This is a genomic window from Burkholderia sp. SIMBA_051, from assembly GCF_046534915.1.
GTDB lineage: Bacteria > Pseudomonadota > Gammaproteobacteria > Burkholderiales > Burkholderiaceae > Burkholderia > Burkholderia ambifaria.
In genome coordinates this window covers 235,280-255,349 of sequence record NZ_JAWRXS010000006.1, presented here as the reverse complement: position 1 = coordinate 255,349, position 20,070 = coordinate 235,280, and the positions used below count along the sequence as shown (strand labels likewise).

At 69.1% G+C, this 20,070-nt stretch carries 11 protein-coding genes; 3 read left to right on the top strand and 8 right to left on the bottom strand.

Going from position 1 to position 20,070, the window contains the following annotated elements; all coding sequences use genetic code 11:
* Positions 1 to 428 precede the first annotated feature (428 nt).
* A complete protein-coding gene (gene blaPEN-bcc / locus SB771_RS16745; RefSeq protein WP_175658895.1) occupies positions 429 to 1,322 on the bottom strand; it encodes a PEN family class A beta-lactamase, Bcc-type in 894 nt (297 codons plus the stop codon).
* A gap of 117 nt (positions 1,323 to 1,439) precedes the next feature.
* Here blaPEN-bcc and penR point away from each other — a divergent pair, with 117 nt between their 5' ends.
* Positions 1,440 to 2,330 (top strand): beta-lactamase transcriptional regulator PenR, encoded by an 891-nt coding sequence (gene penR / locus SB771_RS16740; RefSeq protein ID WP_006758175.1) that lies wholly within the window; start codon positions 1,440 to 1,442, stop codon positions 2,328 to 2,330.
* Positions 2,331 to 2,826: 496 nt separating this feature from the next.
* Here the strand turns inward: penR and SB771_RS16735 are convergent, their stop codons facing one another.
* From SB771_RS16735 to SB771_RS16725, 3 genes are all read right to left on the bottom strand, one after another.
* A complete protein-coding gene (locus SB771_RS16735; protein WP_011659343.1) occupies positions 2,827 to 3,078 on the bottom strand; it encodes a hypothetical protein in 252 nt (83 codons plus the stop codon).
* Between the two features lie 98 nt (positions 3,079 to 3,176).
* Entirely contained in the window at positions 3,177 to 5,402 is a 2,226-nt protein-coding gene (locus SB771_RS16730; RefSeq protein ID WP_165753538.1) for an amylo-alpha-1,6-glucosidase, read from the bottom strand.
* Between the two features lie 156 nt (positions 5,403 to 5,558).
* Complete coding sequence (locus SB771_RS16725) at positions 5,559 to 12,662, bottom strand: autotransporter-associated beta strand repeat-containing protein (RefSeq protein ID WP_175812310.1); 7,104 nt, start codon at positions 12,660 to 12,662, stop codon at positions 5,559 to 5,561.
* 433 nt (positions 12,663 to 13,095) lie between these two features.
* On the opposite strand from SB771_RS16725, the gene SB771_RS16720 reads away from it, so the two are divergent.
* Positions 13,096 to 13,227 carry a hypothetical protein gene (locus SB771_RS16720; RefSeq protein WP_279607312.1) on the top strand — a complete coding sequence of 44 codons (132 nt, stop codon included), beginning with the start codon at positions 13,096 to 13,098 and terminating at the stop codon, positions 13,225 to 13,227.
* 182 nt (positions 13,228 to 13,409) lie between these two features.
* On the opposite strand, the gene SB771_RS16715 is transcribed toward SB771_RS16720, so the two are convergent.
* A complete protein-coding gene (locus tag SB771_RS16715; RefSeq protein ID WP_244096770.1) occupies positions 13,410 to 14,069 on the bottom strand; it encodes a YdcF family protein in 660 nt (219 codons plus the stop codon).
* 205 nt (positions 14,070 to 14,274) lie between these two features.
* A complete protein-coding gene (locus SB771_RS16710) occupies positions 14,275 to 15,309 on the bottom strand; it encodes a rod shape-determining protein (protein WP_011659347.1) in 1,035 nt (344 codons plus the stop codon).
* Positions 15,310 to 15,565: 256 nt separating this feature from the next.
* On the opposite strand from SB771_RS16710, the gene SB771_RS16705 reads away from it, so the two are divergent.
* Positions 15,566 to 17,968 carry a patatin-like phospholipase family protein gene (locus tag SB771_RS16705; RefSeq protein WP_175658893.1) on the top strand — a complete coding sequence of 801 codons (2,403 nt, stop codon included), beginning with the start codon at positions 15,566 to 15,568 and terminating at the stop codon, positions 17,966 to 17,968.
* A gap of 75 nt (positions 17,969 to 18,043) precedes the next feature.
* On the opposite strand, the gene SB771_RS16700 is transcribed toward SB771_RS16705, so the two are convergent.
* Together SB771_RS16700 and SB771_RS16695 are read right to left on the bottom strand one after the other, a co-directional pair.
* Entirely contained in the window at positions 18,044 to 19,174 is a 1,131-nt protein-coding gene (locus tag SB771_RS16700; protein WP_165753543.1) for an ATP-binding protein, read from the bottom strand.
* 64 nt (positions 19,175 to 19,238) lie between these two features.
* Positions 19,239 to 19,949 (bottom strand): response regulator, encoded by a 711-nt coding sequence (locus tag SB771_RS16695; protein ID WP_006752985.1) that lies wholly within the window; start codon positions 19,947 to 19,949, stop codon positions 19,239 to 19,241.
* Positions 19,950 to 20,070: the final 121 nt, after the last annotated feature.

The window sequence follows — 20,070 nt, the reverse complement described above, 5'->3', positions numbered from 1 at the left end:
GCTTTGTCCGCGCCGCTTCGAATGCGGCACACGGCGGGCGATGGGGCCACTGGCGACCTGCAAAGCACCGCTCGCGCATCGTCACGCCGCTTGTCCACAGATTTTGTTGGCAAGCGTGTGGATAGCCTGCGCATACCATGCACAAGCGCTTGATCCGAAAGGTTTTGTCCGCGCCGCTTCGAACCGTGCAGGCGGGCCTGCACAACGCCTGCCGCACGCGATCACCGCCGTCGCCGCGCGATGAACGCGAGCGGTGGCGCGCTTGTCCACAATTTTTGTTGGCAAGCATGTGGATATCCTGAGCATGCGTGACCTAAGTCGTTGATCGCGCAACGTTTCGCCATGCCGATCACGACTGCGGCACGGCGCGCGCCTCCGTCGCGTCATTCATTCATCCATCGGTCGATCACGCACGCCGCGCCGCCCGCTCAAGCGAGCGTCGCGACCGCGATGCGTGCGGCCACCGCGATCACGTCGTCCTTCGGCTTCGCATCGGCACGCGCCTGCGTGTAGTACACGGCGAGCACGATCGGCGCGCGCGACGGCAGCCAGATCACGCCCGCATCGTTCGTCGTCCCGTAGTCGCCGGTGCCGGTCTTGTCGCCCACCTGCGACCCGGCCGGCACGCCCGCGCGAATCCGCTTGTCGCCGACCTTGTTGCCGCGCAGCCATGCAACGAACTGCGCACGCTGCGCGGGTGGCAGCGCGTCGCCCAACGTGAGCACGCGCATGCTCGCGGCCATCGCGGCCGGCGTCGTCGTGTCACGCGGGTCGCCCGGCAACGCCGTGTTCAGTTCGGTCTCCCAGCGATCGAGCCGGAACGCGTCGTCGCCGATCGAGCGCGCATACGCGGTCACCGCCGACGGTCCGCCGATCAGCTTCATCGCGAGGTTCGCGGCCGAGTTGTCGCTGTACTGGATCGCCGCCTCGCACAACTCGGCGACGGTCATCCCCGTGCCGACATGCTTGCCCGACACCGGCGAGTAGTTCACGAGATCGGACGGCCCGTAGGTCACGCGCTGCTGCAGCAACCCTGGACGGTCGACGCTGTGCGCGAGCACCGCCGCGCCCAGCATCGCCTTGAACGTGCTGCAGAACGGGAAGCGCTCGTCCGCGCGATGCTGCGCGCGCCGGCCGCTCGCGGTGTCGATCGCGCACACGCCGAGACGGCCGCCGGCCGCGTGCTCGAGCGCGGCGAACGACGTCGCGGACGAAACGTCCTGCCCCGCGGCCGGCGACGATGCGCACGCGCTGACGGTCAGGACGAGCGGCGCCGTCGCGGCGGCCAGCAACAGGGTTCGACGTTGCGATGAGTAGGTCATGTCAGGTCTCTCGTGGTGGAATGGATGCAAAAACGGCCGGCCGGCGAGACAGCACTATCGTGACTTTACGGTTGCCTGACAAGCAACGATAATTGAGCGCTGCCACAAGAAATTCTTATGACTAAGCTCCGCCCTCACCTTCCACTGAATGCCTTGCGCGCGTTCGAATCGTCGGCGCGCCACCTGAATTTCACGCGCGCCGGCCTCGAGCTGAGCGTGACGCAGGCGGCCGTGAGCCAGCAGGTGCGCTCGCTCGAGGAACGGCTCGGCTGCGCGCTGTTCACCCGGCTGCCGCGTGGTCTCGGGCTCACCGACGAAGGTCGCGCGCTGCTGCCGGTGCTCAGCGACGCCTTCAGCCGGATCGAAACCGTGCTCAAGCAGTTCGACGGCGGGCGCTTCCACGAGGTGCTCACGCTCGGCGCGGTCGGCACCTTTGCCATAGGCTGGCTAATGCCACGGTTGAAGCGCTTCGGCGACACGCACCCGTTCGTCGAGCTGCGGCTGCGGACCAACAACAACGTCGTCGACCTCGCGGCCGAGGGCCTCGATTTCGCGATCCGCTTCGGTGAAGGCAACTGGCCGGCGACGCGCAACGAGCGGCTGCTCGACGCGCCGCTCACCGCGTTGTGCGCGCCGGAGATCGCACGCCGCCTTGCGGCGCCGGCCGATCTCGCGAACGAAACGCTGCTGCGCTCGTACCGCACCGACGAATGGCTCGGCTGGTTCGACGCCGCGCAGCTCGAACCGTGGTCGGTCAACGGGCCGGTTTTCGATTCGTCGCGGCTGATGGTCGAAGCGGCGATGCAAGGCGCGGGCATCGCGCTCGCGCCGGCCTGCATGTTCGCGCGCGAACTACAGCTGGGCCTGCTCGCGCGGCCGCTCGACATCGACGTGCGCGCGGGCGGCTACTGGCTCACGTCGCTGAAGTCGAAGCCGCTCACGCCGGCGATGACGCTGTTTCGCGACTGGATCGTCGCGGAAGCGGCCGGCGCGGCCCCGGTCGAATGACGGGCCCGGCTTGTCCACAGATTTTGTTGGCAAGGATGTGGATATCCTGGGTACCCGGGGCCTAACTCGTTGATCGCGCACGATTTACGGCGACGATGCGCACATCGGGCAGCCCGTGCGCACGGGGTTCGGCGCACCGGCCGCCGCCGGCGGGATCGTCAACCATCAGGAAGCAATCAGGTGAGACTTATCCACAGATTTTGTTGGCAAGCCTGTGGATATTCCACCGATGTGACACGTAACATCCTGATACAAAAGGGGATTCAGTAGATCGGGCCCGGCAGGTCAACGACGCGGCATCGTTTGCGATCTCGCCGCGTGTGCCGGGCGTCCGAATCGGGAGTGGCCGGGTTCTCCACAGATTGTGTTGGCAAGCTTGTGGATATCCTGCGCACCAGATGGCTAACTCATTGAGCGCACGGGGTTTTGTGCGCGCCGCGCAGGATTGGGCAGCACCGGCGCTGGCCGGGCGGCCGGCGCCGGTGCTGCCGGTTCGTCAATGCCGGTCGAGGCCGCTGCGCAATTCGCTCGCCTTGTCGCGCAGCGCCTCGTAGCCCGAGCGCGCATGTTCGGGCAGGTCGGGATCGCCGATCAGCGCGCCGAGCGTTTCGATCAGGCTGAACAGGATGCCCTTCGCCGCCCCCGCCGCGATGCTCTGCGACTCGATCGACTTGTGCAGGTGGTCGACCGCCGCTTCCAGATTCTCGAGCTTCTGCTCGCCGTCGTCGGGCCGATTGTCGGTCGTCATCGTCATTGCCTCCGCCATCGTTCAAGGGTCATGTCACGATTCTATGCCGCTGCGCGCGAACGTGGCGCGACATCGCGCAACCTTCGCGCACGCCTGCGCTACAGCAGCGCGACCACCTTCACGCGACCCGGCCGTGCCGCCGCCGCGACCACCTGGCCGTCGACGCGACGGAACGTCAGCGAGACGGTTTCGTCGCCGACGCGCAGGTCGTCGATGCGCAGCCAGTCGACGCCTTCAGGCAGCGTCGGGCGCTCGACCCGCACCTCGTGGCGCGCCGCGTCGACGCTCACGCCCAGACACGCCTGCAGCATCATGAACGGCGCACCGGCCGCCCACGCCTGCGGCAGGCACGCGACCGGATAGGCCGTCGGCGGTTCGCCGCGCCGGCGCGGGAACCCGCAGAACAGCTCCGGCAGCCGCATCTCGAAGCTGACGGCCGCCTCGAACAACGCGCGCAGCAGGTTCACCGCGGCCGTCTTGTCGCCGTAGCGCGCGAGCCCGCGCGCGATCAGCGCATTGTCGTGCGGCCACACCGACCCGTTGTGATAGGCCATCGGGTTGAAGCGCGGCTGGCCGGCCGCGAGCGTGCGGATGCCCCAGCCCGTCTGGAACAGCGTCGAGCCGAGCACGCTCGCGACCGCCGCGCCGCGCTGCGCGTCGGGCAGCCCGAACGCGAGCAGCTGGCCCGCGTTCGACGCGAGCACGCGGCACAGATCGCCGTGACCGTCGAGCGCGATCCCGTAGAACTGGGCGTCCGGCATCCAGAACAGCGCGTCGACCTGGTCGCGCAGCGCCTTCGCGCGCAGCGCATAGCGCGTCGCATCGGCCGCGTGCCCGCGCCGGCGCGAGCACATCGACATCGCGTCGAGCGCCGCGCACGCATACGCCTGCACTTCGACGAGCGCGATCGGGCCGTCCGGGAAGCGGCCGTCCGCGTGGAACACCGAGTCGTGACTGTCCTTCCAGCCCTGGTTCGCGAGGCCGCGCTCCGACGTGCGCTGGTAGTCGAGCAGCCCGTACGGATTGCGGTCGCACTTGTCGATCACCCATTGCGCGGCACGCTCGAGCGCGGGCCACAGCTCGTCGATCAGCGCATCGTCGCCGGTATGCTCGACGTACGCGCCCGCGAGCACGATGAACAGCGGGGTCGTGTCGACGCCGCCGTAATACAGCGCGAACGGCACCTCGCCCGTCGCGGCCATCTCGCTGCGGCGGAACTCGTGCATGATCTTGCCGGGCTCGGCGTCGCGGAACGCGGAAGTCTCGCGCGCCTGATGCGCGGCGAGAAAGCGCAGCACGCCGCGCGCGAGCGACGGTTGCAGCCACAGCATCTGCAGCGACGTGATCACCGCGTCGCGGCCGAACGGGGTCGAGAACCACGGAATGCCCGCATACGGATACGGCCCGGTGTCGAGCTGCGTCGTGAGCAGCCCGAGATCCGCGAGCGACCGGTCGAGCCACGCGTCGAACAGCGGATTGCCGGTGTGCACGCGCGCCATCGACTCGCGTCGCGAACGCATCTCGCGATGCACGCCGACGAGCGCGGTGCGCAGCGCGACACGCCCGCATCCCGGGTCCGCGGCGTGGTGCGCCGAATCGAGCGTCGCGTCGACGGTCAGGTAGATCGACACGCATGCCTGCGCGGCGATCGTCAGCGTGTAGTCGGCACGATCGACCGACAGCGCGTCCGGCGCCGGCGAGAAATGCACGGTCACGTTGCGCTCGACTTTGTCGAGGCCTTCGTAGCGCAGCCGCACCGCGCCTGCGTCGACGCGCGGCGCGCCCACCGTGCCGCGCTTCGGGCGCAGCGTGCCGCGCACTTCGAACATGTCCTTGAAATCCGCCGCGAACGACAGCGACAGCGGCACTTCGGCCTCGCTCGCGCCGTAGTTCGTCAGCGTCAGCGCTTCGTACAGCACGTCGCCCGCGAGCACGCGCGTGCGTTCGATGTGGATCACGCCCTCGGGCGTCTCCTTGCCGCCGAGCGGCGGCAGCGGGCGGTTCGTCAGGTGCGCGGTAAACGACGCGTTGTCCGCGCTGGTCGCGCCCGACAGCAGCGACGGCGCGCGGCCGCCGAAGGTCAGGCGCCAGGTCGACAGCACGCGCATGTCGTCGACGTACAGGCCGTCGTCGCGCCCGCTGATGTCGCCGAGCGCGTCGCCGACCACGAACGCGTCGCCGGATTTGAGCACGTACTGGTTGTTGCGCGCGAGCGCCTGCGGATCGGCTTCGGGCGCGATGAATGCGGGGCCGGACGCTTGGGTCGGAGGAAGCGGCGCGACTTGCGGCGCCTGCGTCGTGGTGGCTTCGGCGTGATTCGGCATCGATGCTCCTGTGTCGAGGCGCAACGCGCAGCGCGCGTCGCGTGTTTCGCACAGGATAGGCCAGAACGGGGAAAGCGCGCAGCGACGAAAAAGACGCGGCGCCATGCGACGTTACCGTCGCCGCATGGCGTCGCGCACAGGCATGTCACGCGCCGGTCAGAACTTCCACAGGATGTTGCCGAGCACTGCGTTGGCGCGCACGCCGCTGCCGTACTGGCCGCTGAACGTGAGGCCGAGCGTCAGGCGCTTCGTGATGTTCGCGTCGATGCCGGCCTCGAGCACCGCGCTGTCGCGAGCAATCGGCACGCCCGATACCTGGAACGACGTGCCGCCGTTCGCGAACGTGAACGCCGACGACGGCCGCACGTTGCCGAACGCATGCCGCCAGCCGACCGTGCCGCGCGCGGTGAACGTGCCGCTCGCGATCGAGCCGAGCTGCGACGCGGCGCGCAGGCCGAGCGTCGAGAACCCGATGTGGGTCGTCTGGCCGCCTGCCTGCAGCGCCGCTGCACCACCGCTTTCGGTATAGCCGTCGGTATGCAGGTTCACGTAGGCCAGACCCGCGAACGGTTCGAGCGCGACCGGCCCGAGCGGCAGCGCGTAGCCGACTTCGCCGAACACCTGCGCCGAATGCGCGTTGTAGCCGGCCGAATTGTGGTCCGAGAAGCCCGCGAAACCCGGATAGCGGTCGGTGTTGATCCGGTACCACGTGTACGACGCGCCGCCGCGCACGCCGAGCGCGCCGTACTGCGCACCGCCGTACAGCGACAGGTAGTAGCTGTTGACCGCCGCCGACGAACTCTGGTCGTTGTCGAGCGAGCTGTGCGTGACGCCCGCGGCCAGACCGGCACGCCACTTATCGTTGAGCGCCATGTCGGCACCCGCGATGAAGCCGGTCATGCTGCGGTTGATCGTCGACGCGTTGCCGTCGCCCGCGAGCCGGCTGCGGCCGCCGAACGCCTGCCCCCAGACCACCGGCTGGTAAGGCGTGCCGCCGTAGCAGCCCTCGCGCGAGCCGATCCGGCGCTCCGGCGCGAGCGTCGGGTCGGTCACGCCGGCCGTGTTGTCGCCGCACAGCGCGGCCCCGCCCGACGACAGCGCCGCGAGCGGCCCCGATCCGGGCGCGAGACCCTGGCGCACGCGATCGGTCACGGCATCGCGCACATAGCGGCTGTCAAGCAGCAGCATGCTCTTCAGGCTCGCCTGCAGTTCGCCGTCGAGCACCGAGTACGCCTGGCGCGCGGTGGCCGCATCGGTCGTCAGCACCTTGTCGTACAGCGTGTTGCCCGCGCCGAGCGCACCGATCGCGGTGGCGACCGAGCGCTGGTTCGGCGTCGTCGCGACGTCGGGCAGTGCCGTGCCGTTCGTCACGAGCCGCAGGTACACGTGGTTCGGATCGTAGCTGAGCGTCGGCATCAGGAACGCGTAGTTCGAATTCACCTGGCTGAACGCGCCCTGCACGCCCGACGATGCGCTGAGGATCGTGTACGTCGTGCTCGGCTGGAAGCTGGCCTGGTTCGCGAGCACCTGCACGGTGCCGCCGTTCAGCGTCGCCGTGCCACTCGCGGCAATGCTGCCGCTTTGCTGCGGCGTGACCGCGACCTGCAGCGTCGAGCCCGGCTGGAACGTGACGTTGCCGGCGACGTTCAGCGCCGCGCCCGGTTGCGACGCGGCCGCGATACCGCCGCTCTGGACCACGACGCCGCCGACCGTGCCGGTGCCCGTCAGCGTCGCGCCGTTCTGCACGGTCACGGCCGACTGGGCGAGCGAGCCGGCGACGTCGAGCGTGCCCGCGGCGACGGTCGTCGGGCCGCTCAGCGTATTGGTGCCCGTCAGCGTCAGGGCGCCGCTGCCGGCCTGGGTCAGCGAACCGGTGCCGGACAGCACGTTCGCGAGCGTCACGCTGCCGGACTGGTCGACGATCAGTGCGCCGTTGTCGACGACATTGCCGACCACGCTGCCCGACGTGCCGCCGTTGCCGAGCTGCAGCGTGCCGCCCGACGCGATCGTCGTGCCGCCCGTGTACGTGTTGCTGCCGGTCAGCGTCTGAACGCCGGTGCCCGCGACCGTCACGCCGCCGGTGCCGCCGATGACGCCGTCGAACGTGCCGTTGGCGCTGCCATTCAACGCCAGCGCGTTCGCGCCGAGGTTCACGGTGCTGCCGGCCGCGCCGGACAGCGTGCCGATCGTCTGCGTGCCCGCTGCGCCGCTCACGTCGAACGTCGCGCCGGTGCCGGCGAGGTTCACCGCGCCCGTCGACGCGAGGCTGCCGCCCGAACCGAGCGCGAGCGTGCTGCCGCCGTTGATCGTCGTGCCGCCGGTGTACGTGTTCGCGCCCGTCAGCGTCTGCGTGCCGGTGCCCGCGACCGTCACGGCGCCGGTGCCGCCGATCGTCCCGCCGAACGTACTGGCGCCGCTGCCGTTCAGCGTCAGCGCGTTCGCGCCGAGGTTCACGGTCGTGCCCGCCACGCCCGACAGCGCGCCGATCGTCTCGGCGCCCGCCGCACCGCTCACGTCGAACGTCGCGCCCGAGCCGGCGAGATTCACCGTGCCCGTCGACGCGAGGCTCCCGCCCGAGCCGAGCGCAAGCGTGCTGCCGCCGTTGATCGTCGTGCCGCCGGTGTACGTGTTCGCGCCTGTCAGCGTCTGCGTGCCGGTGCCCGCGAGCGTCAGGCCGCCGGTGCCGCCGATCGCGCCGCCGAACGTGCCGTTGCCGCTGCCGTTCAGCGTCAGCGCGTTCGCGCCGAGGTTCACGTTCGAGCCGGTCGTGCCGGTCAGCGTGCCGAGCGTCTGCGTGCCCGACGCGCCGCTCAGGTCGAACGTCGCGCCGGTGCCCGCGAGGTTCACCGTGCTGCCCGATGCGAGGCTGCCGCCCGAACCAAGCGCGAGCGTGCTGCCGCCGTTGATCGTCGTGCCGCCGGTGTACGTGTTCGCGCCCGTGAGCGTCTGCGTGCCGGTGCCCGCGACCGTCACGGCACCGGTGCCGCCAATCGTCCCGCCGAACGTACTGGGGCCGCTGCCGTTCAGCGTCAGCGCATTCGCGCCGAGGTTCACGGTTGTGCCGCCCACGCCCGACAGCGCGCCGATCGTCTCGGCGCCCGCTGCGCCGCTCACGTCGAATGTCGCGCCCGTGCCGGCCAGGCTCACCGTGCCGGTCGATGCGAGGCTGCCGCCCGAAACGAGCGCAAGCGTGCTGCCGCCGTTGATCGTCGTGCCGCCGGTATAGGTGTTCGCGCCCGTCAGCGTCTGCGTGCCGGCACCGGCCAGCGTCAGAGTGCCGGTGCCGCCGATCGCGCCGCCGAACGTGTTGTTGCCGCTGCCGCTGAGCGTCAGCGCATTCGCGCCGAGGTTCACGGTCGAGCCGGTCGCGCCGGTCAGCGCGCCGATCGTCTGCGCGCCCGACGCACCGCCAAGGTCGAACGTCGCGCCCGCGCCGGCCAGATTCACCGTGCCCGTCGACGCGAGACTGCCGCCCGCGCCGAGCGCAAGCGTGCTGCCGCCGTTGATCGTCGTGCCGCCCGTGTAGGTGTTCGCGCCGGACAGCGTTTGCGTACCGGTGCCCGCGAGCGTCAGGCTGCCGGTGCCGCCGATCGTGCCGCCGAACGTGCCGCTCGCGGTGCCGCCCAGCGTCAGCGCATTCGCGCCGAGGCTCACGTTGGTGCCGGCCACGCCCGACAGCGCACCGAGCGTCTGCCCGCCCGATGCGCCGCTCAGGTCGAGCGTCGCGCCTGCGCCCGCGAGATTCATCGTGCCGGTCGATGCGAAGCTGCCGCCCGCGCCGACCGCCAGCGTGCCGGCGTTGATCGTGGTGCCGCCGGTATATGTATTCGTCCCCGTCAGCGTGGTCGTCGCCGCGCCGTCCTTCACGAGCGCGCCTGCGCCGGAGATCGCGCCGCTCAGCCCGAGTGCGTTTGTGCCGCCGAGCGTCAGCGTCGCGCCCGTGCCGAGATCGATCGCGTTGGTGACCGACAGGTTCGTGTTCGTATCGAGCGTCGCCGCGCCGCCGACATTCAATGCGCCGGAGCCCAGCGCCGCGTTGTTGCCGAGCACGAGGCTGCCGCTGTTCAGGTTCGTGCCGCCTGTATAGGTATTCACGCCGTTCAGCGTCTGCGTGCCGGTGCCCTCCAGCGTCAGGCTGCCGGTGCCGCCGATCGTGCCGCCGAACGTGCCGCTCGCGGTCCCGCCCAGCGTCAGCGCGTTGCCGCCCAGATCGATGTTCGTCCCCGCGACGCCGGACAGCGCGCCGAGCGACTGCGCACCCGACGCGCCGCTCAGGTCGAGCGTCGCGCCCGCGCTCGCGAGATTCATCGTGCCGGTCGATGCGAAGCTGCCGCCCGCGCCGACCGCCAGCGTGCCGGCGTTGATCGTCGTGCCGCCCGTGTAGGTATTCGTCCCCGTCAGCGTGGTCGTCGCCGCGCCGTCCTTCACGAGCGCACCTGCCCCGGAAATCGCGCCGCCCAGCCCGAGCGCGTTACTGCCGCCGAGCGTCAGCGTCGCGCCCGTGCCGATATCGATCGCGTTGGTGACCGACAGGTTCGTGTTCGTATCGAGCGTCGCCGCGCCGCCGACATTCAACGCGCCACTGCCGAGCGCCGCGTTGTTGCCGAGCACGAGGCTGCCGCTGTTCAGGTTCGTGCCGCCTGTATAGGTATTCACGCCGTTCAGCGTCTGCGTGCCGGTGCCGTTCAGCGTCAGGCTGCCCGTGCCGCCGATCGTGCCGCCGAACGTGCCGCTCGCGCTCCCGCCCAGCGTCAGCGCGTTTGCGCCCAGGTTCACGCTCGTGCCGGCCGCGCCCGACAGCGCGCCGATCGACTGTGCGCCGCCCGCGGCGATGTCGAATGCGGCGCCCGCATTGGCCAGGTTCACCGTCCCCGTGGACGACAGGCTGCCGCCCGCGCCGATCGCCAGTGTGCCGGCGTTGATCGTCGTGCCGCCCGTGTAGGTGTTCGTGCCCGTCAGCGTCGCGGTCGCCGCGCCGTCCTTCACGAGCGCGCCCGCGCCTGTGATCGCGCCGCTCAGCCCGAGTGCGTTGCTGCCGCCGAGCGTCAGCGTCGCGGTGGTGCCGATATCGATCGCGTTGGCGACCGACAGGCTCGTGGTCGTATCGAGCGTCGCCGCGCCGCCGACGCTCAGCACGCCGGTGCCCAGCGCCGCGTCATTGCCGAGCACGAGGCCGCCGGCGTTCAGCGTCGTGCCGCCCGTGTAACTGTTCGCGCCCGTCAGCGTCAGCGCCGCCGCACCGTTCTTCACCAGCCCGCCCGCGCCGGCGATCGTGCCGCTCAGCCCGAGATCGGTGCTGCCGCCGACCGTGAGCGTCGTGCCGGTGGCGAGGTTGACGCCGTTCGTCAGCGACACGTTGGTGGTCGCATCGAGCGTCGACGAGCCGTTGACGTTGATCGCGCCGAAGCCCAGCGCCGTATTGCTGCCGACGACGACGTTGCCGCCGTTCAGGTTCGTGTCGCCCGTGTAGACGTTCGCGCCGGTCAGCGCCTGCGTGCCGGTGCCCGACAGCGTCAAGCCGCCCGTGCCGGCGATCGTGCCGGCGTAGGTCGTATTCGCGCTGCCGTCGAGCGTCAGCGAATTGCCGCCGAGGTTCACGTTCGTGCCGGCCGCCCCGGCGAGCGAACCGATCGTCTGCGTGCCCGTCGCGCCGGCCAGGTCGAACGTCGCCCCCGCGCCGGTGAGGTTGACCGTGCCCGTGGACGCGAGGCTGCCGCCCGCGCCGAGCGCCAGCGTGCCGCTGTTGATCGTCGTGTCGCCGGTGTACGTGTTCGTACCGGTCAGCGTTGCGATGGCCGTGCCGTTCTTCACGAGCCCGCCGGCGCCGCCGATCGTGCCGGCCAGGCCGAGATCGTTGCTGCCGCCCAGCGCCAGCGTCGCGCCCGTCGCGAGATTGACCGCGTTGCCGAGCGTCACGTTCGTGCTCGTGTCGAGCGACGCCGACGCGTTGACGTTCAGCGCACCGGTGCCGAGCGCGTCGTTGTTGCCGACCACGAGGCCGCCGGCGTTCAGGTTCGTGCCGCCCGTGTAGCTGTTCGCGCCCGACAGCGTCAGGATGCCGCCGTCGTTCTTCGTCAGCGCGCCCGCGCCCGTCACCGTGCCCGACAGCGAGAGGCCTGTGGCGCCCTGCACCGTCAGCCCGCCCGCGCCGAGATTCACGTTGTTGCTGACGTCGAGCCCGGCGGCGCCTGCCTGCAGCGCACCGCCGGTGGCCGTGATCGTGCCCGTGCCGAGCGACGCGTTGTCGCCGATGATCGCGACGCCGCCCGCGAGCGTCGCGTCCTGCGCGGTCGACGCGCCGTTGATCGTCCAGTTGCCGCTCGTGACGTCGAAATGATTGAAGTTGATGTAGTTGTTGGCCGCGATGGTGCCGTTGGCCGACACGCCTTGCTGCAGCACCAGCGTGTTGTTGCCGCCGGCGCCGCCGTCGACGGTGCCGGTCGCCGCGACGCCGAGCGTGACCGGCCCGACCGTGATGTTGAACGCGCCGCCCGTGCCGCCCGCCGTGTTGACCGACGAGCCCGTCACGGCAGTGAACGTGTTGGCGCTGTTCGCGCCCATCGACACGCTGCCGTTGATCGTGCCCGAGTTGGTAAAGGTATTGCCCTGCCCGGGCGTGCCGTTCGATCCGAGCGATACGCGGCCGGTGATCGTCCCGCTGTTCGTCATGTTGACCGTGCCGCCGCCGTATGCGGCGACCACGGGCGCATCCGCGCCGATGAGCGTCGCGCCGGCCAGCGCGGTCGTGCCCATCGTGCCGGTGTTGGTGATCGTCGACGTGCCGCCCGTGCCGTTCTGCACCGACAGCGCCATGCCCGTCACGCCGCTGATCGCGACACCGGTCGAGCCGTTCATCGTGCCGTTGTTGGTCACGACGGTCGTCGTGCTCGCCGCCGCATTGCCGACCACCGCGCCGCTCGACAGCACGCCCAGGCCCGAGCCGAGCACGGACGGATCGATCGTGCCGTTGTTGGTCAGCGTGTTGTTGCTGCCGGTCAGCGACATCGCGGTGCCGCCCACGCCGAGCAGCACGCCGACGCTCGCGCCGGGGTTCACCGTGACGTTCAGGTTGTTCGCGCTATTCGAATAGCTCGGCGCCAGCGGATTCGCGACACCCGAACAGGTCACCGTCGTGCCCGCCGTCGAGCAGGTCGCATAGGCGGAAACGATGCCCGCACCCGACAAGGCGAGGAAAACGCCGGTCGGTAACAGGAACCTCGGAAACGACTCGCCGCTCTTCTTCGAATGCGCAATATTCATGCTTCCCCTCGGCATCGGCTTGACCGCTGAATGGACCGGCGACGGCGGAATATTCGGGACGAAAGCGTCCCTTCCGGCGGTCGCGGAACGACGTCGGTTTATTCGTGGATGAACTGCTGGTTAATCGATTCTCGTTTGCGAATGCAAAACTAGCCGAATGACATGACCCGTGCCCCCTGTTTTTATGCAGCGACTTTCTGGTTGATTTGATTACCGCCCCGCTTTTGTCAGACAAGGCTATATCAAACAAAAAGGGTTTTCCAGTCGATGTTTTACTATTTGATCAAGATCAATCGAATATGTACTTTTTACTGGCGCTGGCGAGCCGAGAATAGACCTACTGAAGCGTTCCGGTAATTCCGCGCAAGGCGCGGCAAGGCGTTCCGGGCCGCGCACTCAGTGGAAACACTGATACGCGCATCGGAAATTTGGAATGGAATTTGCGCACGGGATATATCTGCGCTCACGCCGACAGGCCGGAAAAATCGCCGAGCACGTTGATCCACCGAACCAAAAGCGAATTTTCAACATCCTGCAAATCGCTTTCGAATCCGGCATCGTTTGAATTCCGCGACTCGATCGCCATTAATCACCGGGTGACGGCGGTACCGATTCCATCAATGGGATGGCGCACCGGATTCGGCGTGAATCGGCGGTGTGATTAGCGTGAAAATCGGAAACGAAAAAGGCGACCGTGCTGAAAATCGAAACGCGGCACACGCGCGGCAGACACCGCGCGGGGCCGTGTTACGAAAACAGGCTCATCAGATAAAGCATCGGCCGGAACGATACGGGCCGTGCATCGGGATTGAGCCACAGACGCAGCACATAGACCGCATACGCCGGCACTTCCCGCCAGCTCGAATAGATATCGCGCAACTGGAAGTGGTGCGGATACGCGGCGGAGATGTTCGCGCCGGCGATGCCGACCCGCTCGAACGCAAGGCGCGCCCGCGCGAGGTGGTAGTACTGACTGATGATCAGCACGCGCGACATCCGGTGCGCCTGCAGGTACGCGCGGGTGTGCTGGGCGGTTGCGAGCGTGTTGTCGCCCTGGTCGTCGACGGCGATCCGGTCGGCCGGCACGCCGCGCGCGACCAGATAGTCACGCATCGCGGTCGCCTCGTTCAGCCCCGGGCCGTCGATCGCGCCGCTGACGAGGAACGCCGGACACTGCCCTTCGCGATAGCAGCGCACGCCGACGTCGAGCCGCGCGGCCAGCACGGGTTTCGGCGCGCCGTGGTCATCCAGTGCATTGCCGAAGATCACCGCGACATCGGCCGGCTCGCTCGGCATCCGCATCCCCGCGCCGACGAGCACGACCGCCGCGACGATCCACAGGCACGCGAACGCTGCCAGCACACGGCCGATCCGGGCCATGTAGCCCCGCTTGAAACGCTGCTTCAATGGTGTCGAACTCCTGGAGAAACGCGCCGCCGGCTTGTCCGGCACGCGGCCCGGCATACTGCCACGCCGCGCTCGCGCATGTCCAGATCACGCGGCCGGCATGACGTGTCGAACGTATCCGGAGAAACCGGACGACGTTCGGCATGCTGGCGCTTCGGGGTTCGAAAGACTTTCAGGAAACGTCAACGAGTGTGCGCGGCCCGCTTCAATCCACCGGGCACATCGCAAGCCGCCCCATCGCCTCGCCGGCGCCACGCACCGCGCAGGTGGCCGGATCGTCGGCGATCCGGGCGACCAGGCCGGTCTCGTCGCGCAGCAGGCGCTCGAGATCCGCGAGCAGCGCGCCGCCGCCCGTCAGCACCACGCCGCGATGTGCGATGTCGGTCACGAGTTCGGCCGGCGCGTTTTCCAGCACCGACTTCACCGCGCCGATCACCTGCTTGAGCGGCGCGGCCAGCGCGTCCGCCACGTCGTGGTTGGACAGCTCGATCGAGCGCGGCAGGCCGTCCTCGATGCCGCGCCCGATCGCGCGGGTCGACGCGCGCGGCACGGCGCGGGTGGCCGAGCCGATCGTGTTCTTCACGCGCTCGGCCGTCTGCTCGCCGAGCAGCACGCCGTACACGTTGCGCACGTAGTTGATGATCGCCGCGTCGAACTGGTTGCCGCCGACGCGGATCGACTCGCGGTAGACGATGCCGCCGAGCGCGATCACCGCGACTTCGGTCGTCCCGGCGCCGATGTCGATGACCATCGAGCCGACCGGCTCGGTCACCGGCAGCCCCGCGCCGAGCCCGGCCGCGAGCGCTTCCTCGATCAGTTCGACCTCCGACACACCGGCCGCGAACGCGGCCTCGCGGATCGCGCGTCGCTCGACCGCCGTCGCATCCGACGGCACGCACAGCGTGACCTCGACACGGCGGCTGAAGCGCGAACGCGTGCGCGACATGTCGATGAAGCGGCGGATCATCTGCACGGCGGCGTGCGCATCGGCGATCACGCCGTGCCGCATCGGCCGCACGGCCTCCAGATGCCCTGGCTCGCGGCCGAGCAGCGCCTTCGCGAGCTCGCCGACGGCCTCGAGGGTCGGCCGCGCGTCGGACGCCCCGCCCTTGCGGAAGCAGACGACCGACGGCTGGTTCAGCACCACGCCGCGCTCATGCGTATAAATCCGCGTACTCGCCGTTCCAGGGTCGATCGCAACGGGTTGCGCAAACAACTTTCCGAACAGCGGTGTCGACATATCAAGCCTTTATTGAACAAACCAGCCGCATCCGTGCGGCGCGCCTTTACCGCCCCATCCCGGACTTAGCGGCAAATCGTTCCGATACTTTAGACACTTCCGATGATTATTTCGCGACGAAATTGCCGAAAACGCGTTCCGGCAGGCCGGCGCCTACGCATCGGCCGCTCGCGTTGCGCTTGTGAAACACGGTAATCTCTCGGTCTTGCCTGCTCCCGGCAGGCGTTTCACGCCCGATCACGCCAGGTATTCCACCATGACAGCGACCGCTACTCTCCGCTGGCTCGGGGTGCGCCGGATCGGCGCAACGCTCGTTGCGCTCTGGTGCTGCACCGTTGCCGCGCAGCCCTTGCCGGCCGCCCACACCGCCACCCGCACCGCGCCGGTGGCCGCTGCCGCCGCACCGAACGCCGCACCCAACGCGACGCCCGCGCCGACCTGCAACGCCGACGGCGGCCCGGCAGGCCGCGCGCCGGTCGGCCTCGTGCTGTCCGGCGGCGGCGCGCGCGGCTACGCGCACCTCGGCGTGCTGAAGGTGCTCGAGGAGAACCGCATCCCGATCGACTGCATCGCCGGCACCAGCATGGGCGCCGTGGTCGGCGGCCTGTATGCGAGCGGCATGGCCGCCGACGAGATGCAACAGCGGCTGTCCGAGGTGAACCTGGCCGACATCGCCTTCGACGTGACCGACCGCGCGGACCTGCCGCAAACCAGCCGCGAGGACGAGCGCCTGTACATCAACAGCCTGACGCTCGGCTTCGGCAAGAAAGGCGTGAAGGCGCCGGTCGGCCTCGTCCAGGGCAACCGGCTGCAGGCGCTGCTCGCGAACTGGACGGCCGCCGTGCCGACCAACCAGCCGTTCGACCAGTTGCCGATCCCGTATCGCGCGGTCGCGACCGACCTGCAGACGGGCCAGATGGTGGTGCTGGACCACGGCTCGCTGCCGCTCGCGATCCGCGCGAGCATGGCGATGCCCGGCCTGTTCGCGCCGGCCGAGATCAACGGCCGCGCGCTCGTCGACGGCGGGCTCGTCAGCAACCTGCCGGTCGACACCGCGAGGCGCATGGGGGCGAAGGTCGTGATCGCGGTCGACATCGGCTCGCCGCTGCGTCCGCTCGACGCGCTCGCGTCGCCGGCCGACGTGATGCAGCAGATGGTCGGCATCCTGATCCGCCAGAACGTGACGTCGCAGCGCCAGCAGCTCGCCGCGCAGGACGTGCTGCTCACGCCCGACCTCGGCGCGCTCGCGTTCACCGATTTCCAGAACGCGAAGCAGGCGATCGCCGCCGGCGCGGCCGCCGCGACCGCGGCGCTGCCGCGGCTCAAGCGCTTCGCGCTCACGCCGGAACAGTACGCGGCCTACCGGTCCGCCCATGCGCAGCCGCTGCCGCCGCCGATCCGCATCACGCGCATCGAGATCAAGACGAGCGGCGGCATCCCCAAGCGGGTCGTCAGCGACGCGCTGCACGTGAAACCGGGCGACACCTACGATCCGGCGACCGTCAGCCAGGACCTGCTCGGGCTGACGACCGGCGGCAATTTCGAGAGCGTGACGCAGCAGATCGTGAGCCACGGCGACGAGAACGTGCTCGTGGTCGATGCGCGCGAGAAATACTGGGGGCCGAATTTCCTGCTGTTCGGCGTCGGGATGTCGAGCAGTTCGACCGACGAAGGCGGCTTCCGCCTGCACGTCGGCTACCGGCGGCCGTGGCTCACCGAATCGGGGCTCGAGTTCCGCGCGGATACGACGATCGGCAGCGATCTGCTGTCCGCGCGCGTCGAATTGCGCCAGCCGTTGCCGGCCGCGTACGGTTTCTACATTTCGCCCTATGCGGAATATCAGCGTCGCTACGTGAACCTGTACGACGACAGCGGCGAGGTGAAACTGAACCAGTATCTGATGCAGACGGCACGCACCGGGATCGACTTCGGGCTGCCGATCGGCCGGCTCGGCGACCTCCGGATGGGCATCGGCTACGCGACCGGGCACGGCTCGCCGAACTACAACCTGCCGTTCTCGTTCGATGACGGCAGCTCGACGCTGATCTGGCCGAGCTTCACGTCCCAGGCGCTGACCGCGCGCGCGCGGCTCGTCATCGATCAGCTCGACGATCCGATGTTCCCGCGCAGGGGCTACTACAGCGAATTCCGCGTCGAACGCTCGCTGTGGTCGCACAACAGCCAGTCCGCGGCGAACCTCGCCGATACGTCGAACACGCCTTACACCGAGATCTACGGCAAGGCGATGATCGCGCAGCAGTTCGGCCGGCACAGTGTCAGCGCCACGATCGAGGGCGGCAAGAGCATCGGCGGGACCAACCTGATCAACGCGTTCAACTTCACGCTCGGCGGCTTCCAGCATCTGGCCGCGTATGCGGCCGACCAGTTGACCGGCAACGAACTCGCGTACGCGAACGTGACTTACATGAACCAGCTGGCGACGTTCAACGCGTCGCCGATCAAGGCGCTGTCGGTGGGCGCCAGCGCGGAAGTCGGCAACGTGTGGTCGAGCGGCGTGCAGGTGGGCGGTGGCGCGCTCAAGCAGAGCTATACGTTCTTCACGAGCCTGTCGACCGCGTTCGGTCCGCTGTACATGGGTGTCGCGCTCGCGCCGGGCGGGCGGCGCAACATCTACCTGCAGCTCGGCCGCACGTATTGACCGGCACGTGCGGCGGTCGCCGGGGCGGCATTCGCGGCGCGGCGACCCCGTTGGCCGGCCGCCGCGGCCGGGCCGTCAGATCGGCCAGCTGATCTCGAAGCGCGCGCCGCCGAGTTCGACCGGGTCGACCACCGCGATCCGGCCGTTGTGCGCGTGCAGCACCTGCCGCGTGATCGCGAGGCCGAGCCCGTAGCCGCCGGTGCGGCGGTCGAGCCGCACGAACGCGTCGAAGATCCGCTCGCGTTCGTCTTCCGGCACGCCCGGGCCGTCGTCCTCGACGAAGATCGCGATGTTGCCGTGCTCGATCGAGATGCCGACCACGATCTGCGCGTTCGCATACTTGCTCGCATTGCGCAGCAGGTTGCGCATCGCATACGACATCAGCCGCCGGTCCATCTTCACGCGCAGGTCCGACGCGATCGCGATGCGCGACTCGATCGCGCGCTCCGGATACAGCAGCTGTGCATCGCTGACCTGGTGCTCGAACCACGCGACCGGCGCGGTCAGCTCGATATTCGACTGCAGTGAGCTGTATTCGAGCCGCGCATACGTAAGGCTCATGTCGATCAGCTCCTCGAGCTCGGTCACGTCCTGCGCGATGCTCTCCAGCGCACCGTGATATTCGGCGGCGGAGCCCGGTTCGCGCAGCATCTCGAGCGCGAAGCGCACGCGCGCGAGCGGCGTGCGCAGCTCGTGCGAGATCCCGTTCGTCAGGTCGCGCTGCGCGGCGATCAGACGTTCCATGCGCATCGCAAGCGCATTCAGCGTGCGCGCGAGCGGGCCGATGATCACGCTGTGCGATTCCCGCGCGCGCGTGTTGAAGCGCCCGCCGGTGAAGTCGATCGCACGCTCGCGCACCATCACGAGATCCGACCAGACCGGCCGCATCCACCGGTACGCGGCGAGCGCGGGCGCGGCGAATATGAACGCGAGCACGATCCAGATGTCGCCCGGCAGCGCGTCGAATGCGTGCCACACGACTTCCGGCGACAACACGACGCCCAGCGCGAGCGCCGGCACGAGCGCGGTCAGCAGCACGAGGCCCAGCAGATGCAGGTAGGTGCGCACGTACAGGCGCGACCAGCTCGGAATGCGGTCGGCGCGCGTGTCGGTCCACGCGCGGCGGAAGTGCAGCCAGCGCCATTTGACATAGCGCAGCGTCGAGAGCGGCGGTGCGTCGGGGTGCGAAGGCGTGCGTCGGATCATCGCGGCTTCCGGCTATCGTGCGAGGTGGGGATACTGCGGCCGGCGGCGTCGCGCCGGGGCGGCGTCATTCCCACGCATGCTTGCTGAACTGGTAACCCTTGCTGCGGATCGTCTTGATCCGCTGCGGATTGCCCGCATCGTCGTGCAGCTTGCGGCGCAGCTTCGAGATGCGCCCGTCGATCGTGCGGTCGAGGCCGTCGAACTCGACGCCGCGCAGCTGCAGCATCAGGTCGTCGCGGCTGACGACCTCTCCCGCGTGGCACACCAGCACCCACAGCAGGTCGAACTCGGCCGACGTGAGATCGGGCGAGCCGCCGCCGGGCAGCACGACCGAGCGGTCGGTGCGGTCGATCGAGAACTGGCCGAACGTGTAGCGCTCCGGCTGCGCCGCGGGGCCCTCGGCCGCGCGCGCGGGGGCGCGGCGCAACTGCGCCTTGATCCGCGCGAGCAGGATGCGCGGCTCGACCGGCTTGTGCACGTAGTCGTCGGCGCCGAATTCGAGGCCGAGCAGTTCGTCGAACGGCTCGTCGCGCGCCGTCACCATGATGATCACGCCGTCGTACTCCTTGCGCGCTTCGCGGCAGATCTCGAAGCCGTCCTTGCCCGGCAGGTTCACGTCGAGAATGACGAGATCCGGGCGCATGGACAGGATCGCCGGCACGGCGGCGTCACCATGCAGCACAGTGTCGACTTCGTAGTCGTTCTTGCGCAGGTAGCCGGCGATCAGCGTGGACAGGCGGGTGTCGTCTTCGACGAGCAGGATGCGAAAAGACATGGGCAACGGTCGGATCATACGGGGGGACCGCCGCGGCGACAGGCTTGCGCGCTGCCGGCCAGCGGCCGAAACGTACCGCATGATACTGCGCCCGCCGCTTGCCCGTTTGGAGATCTGACAA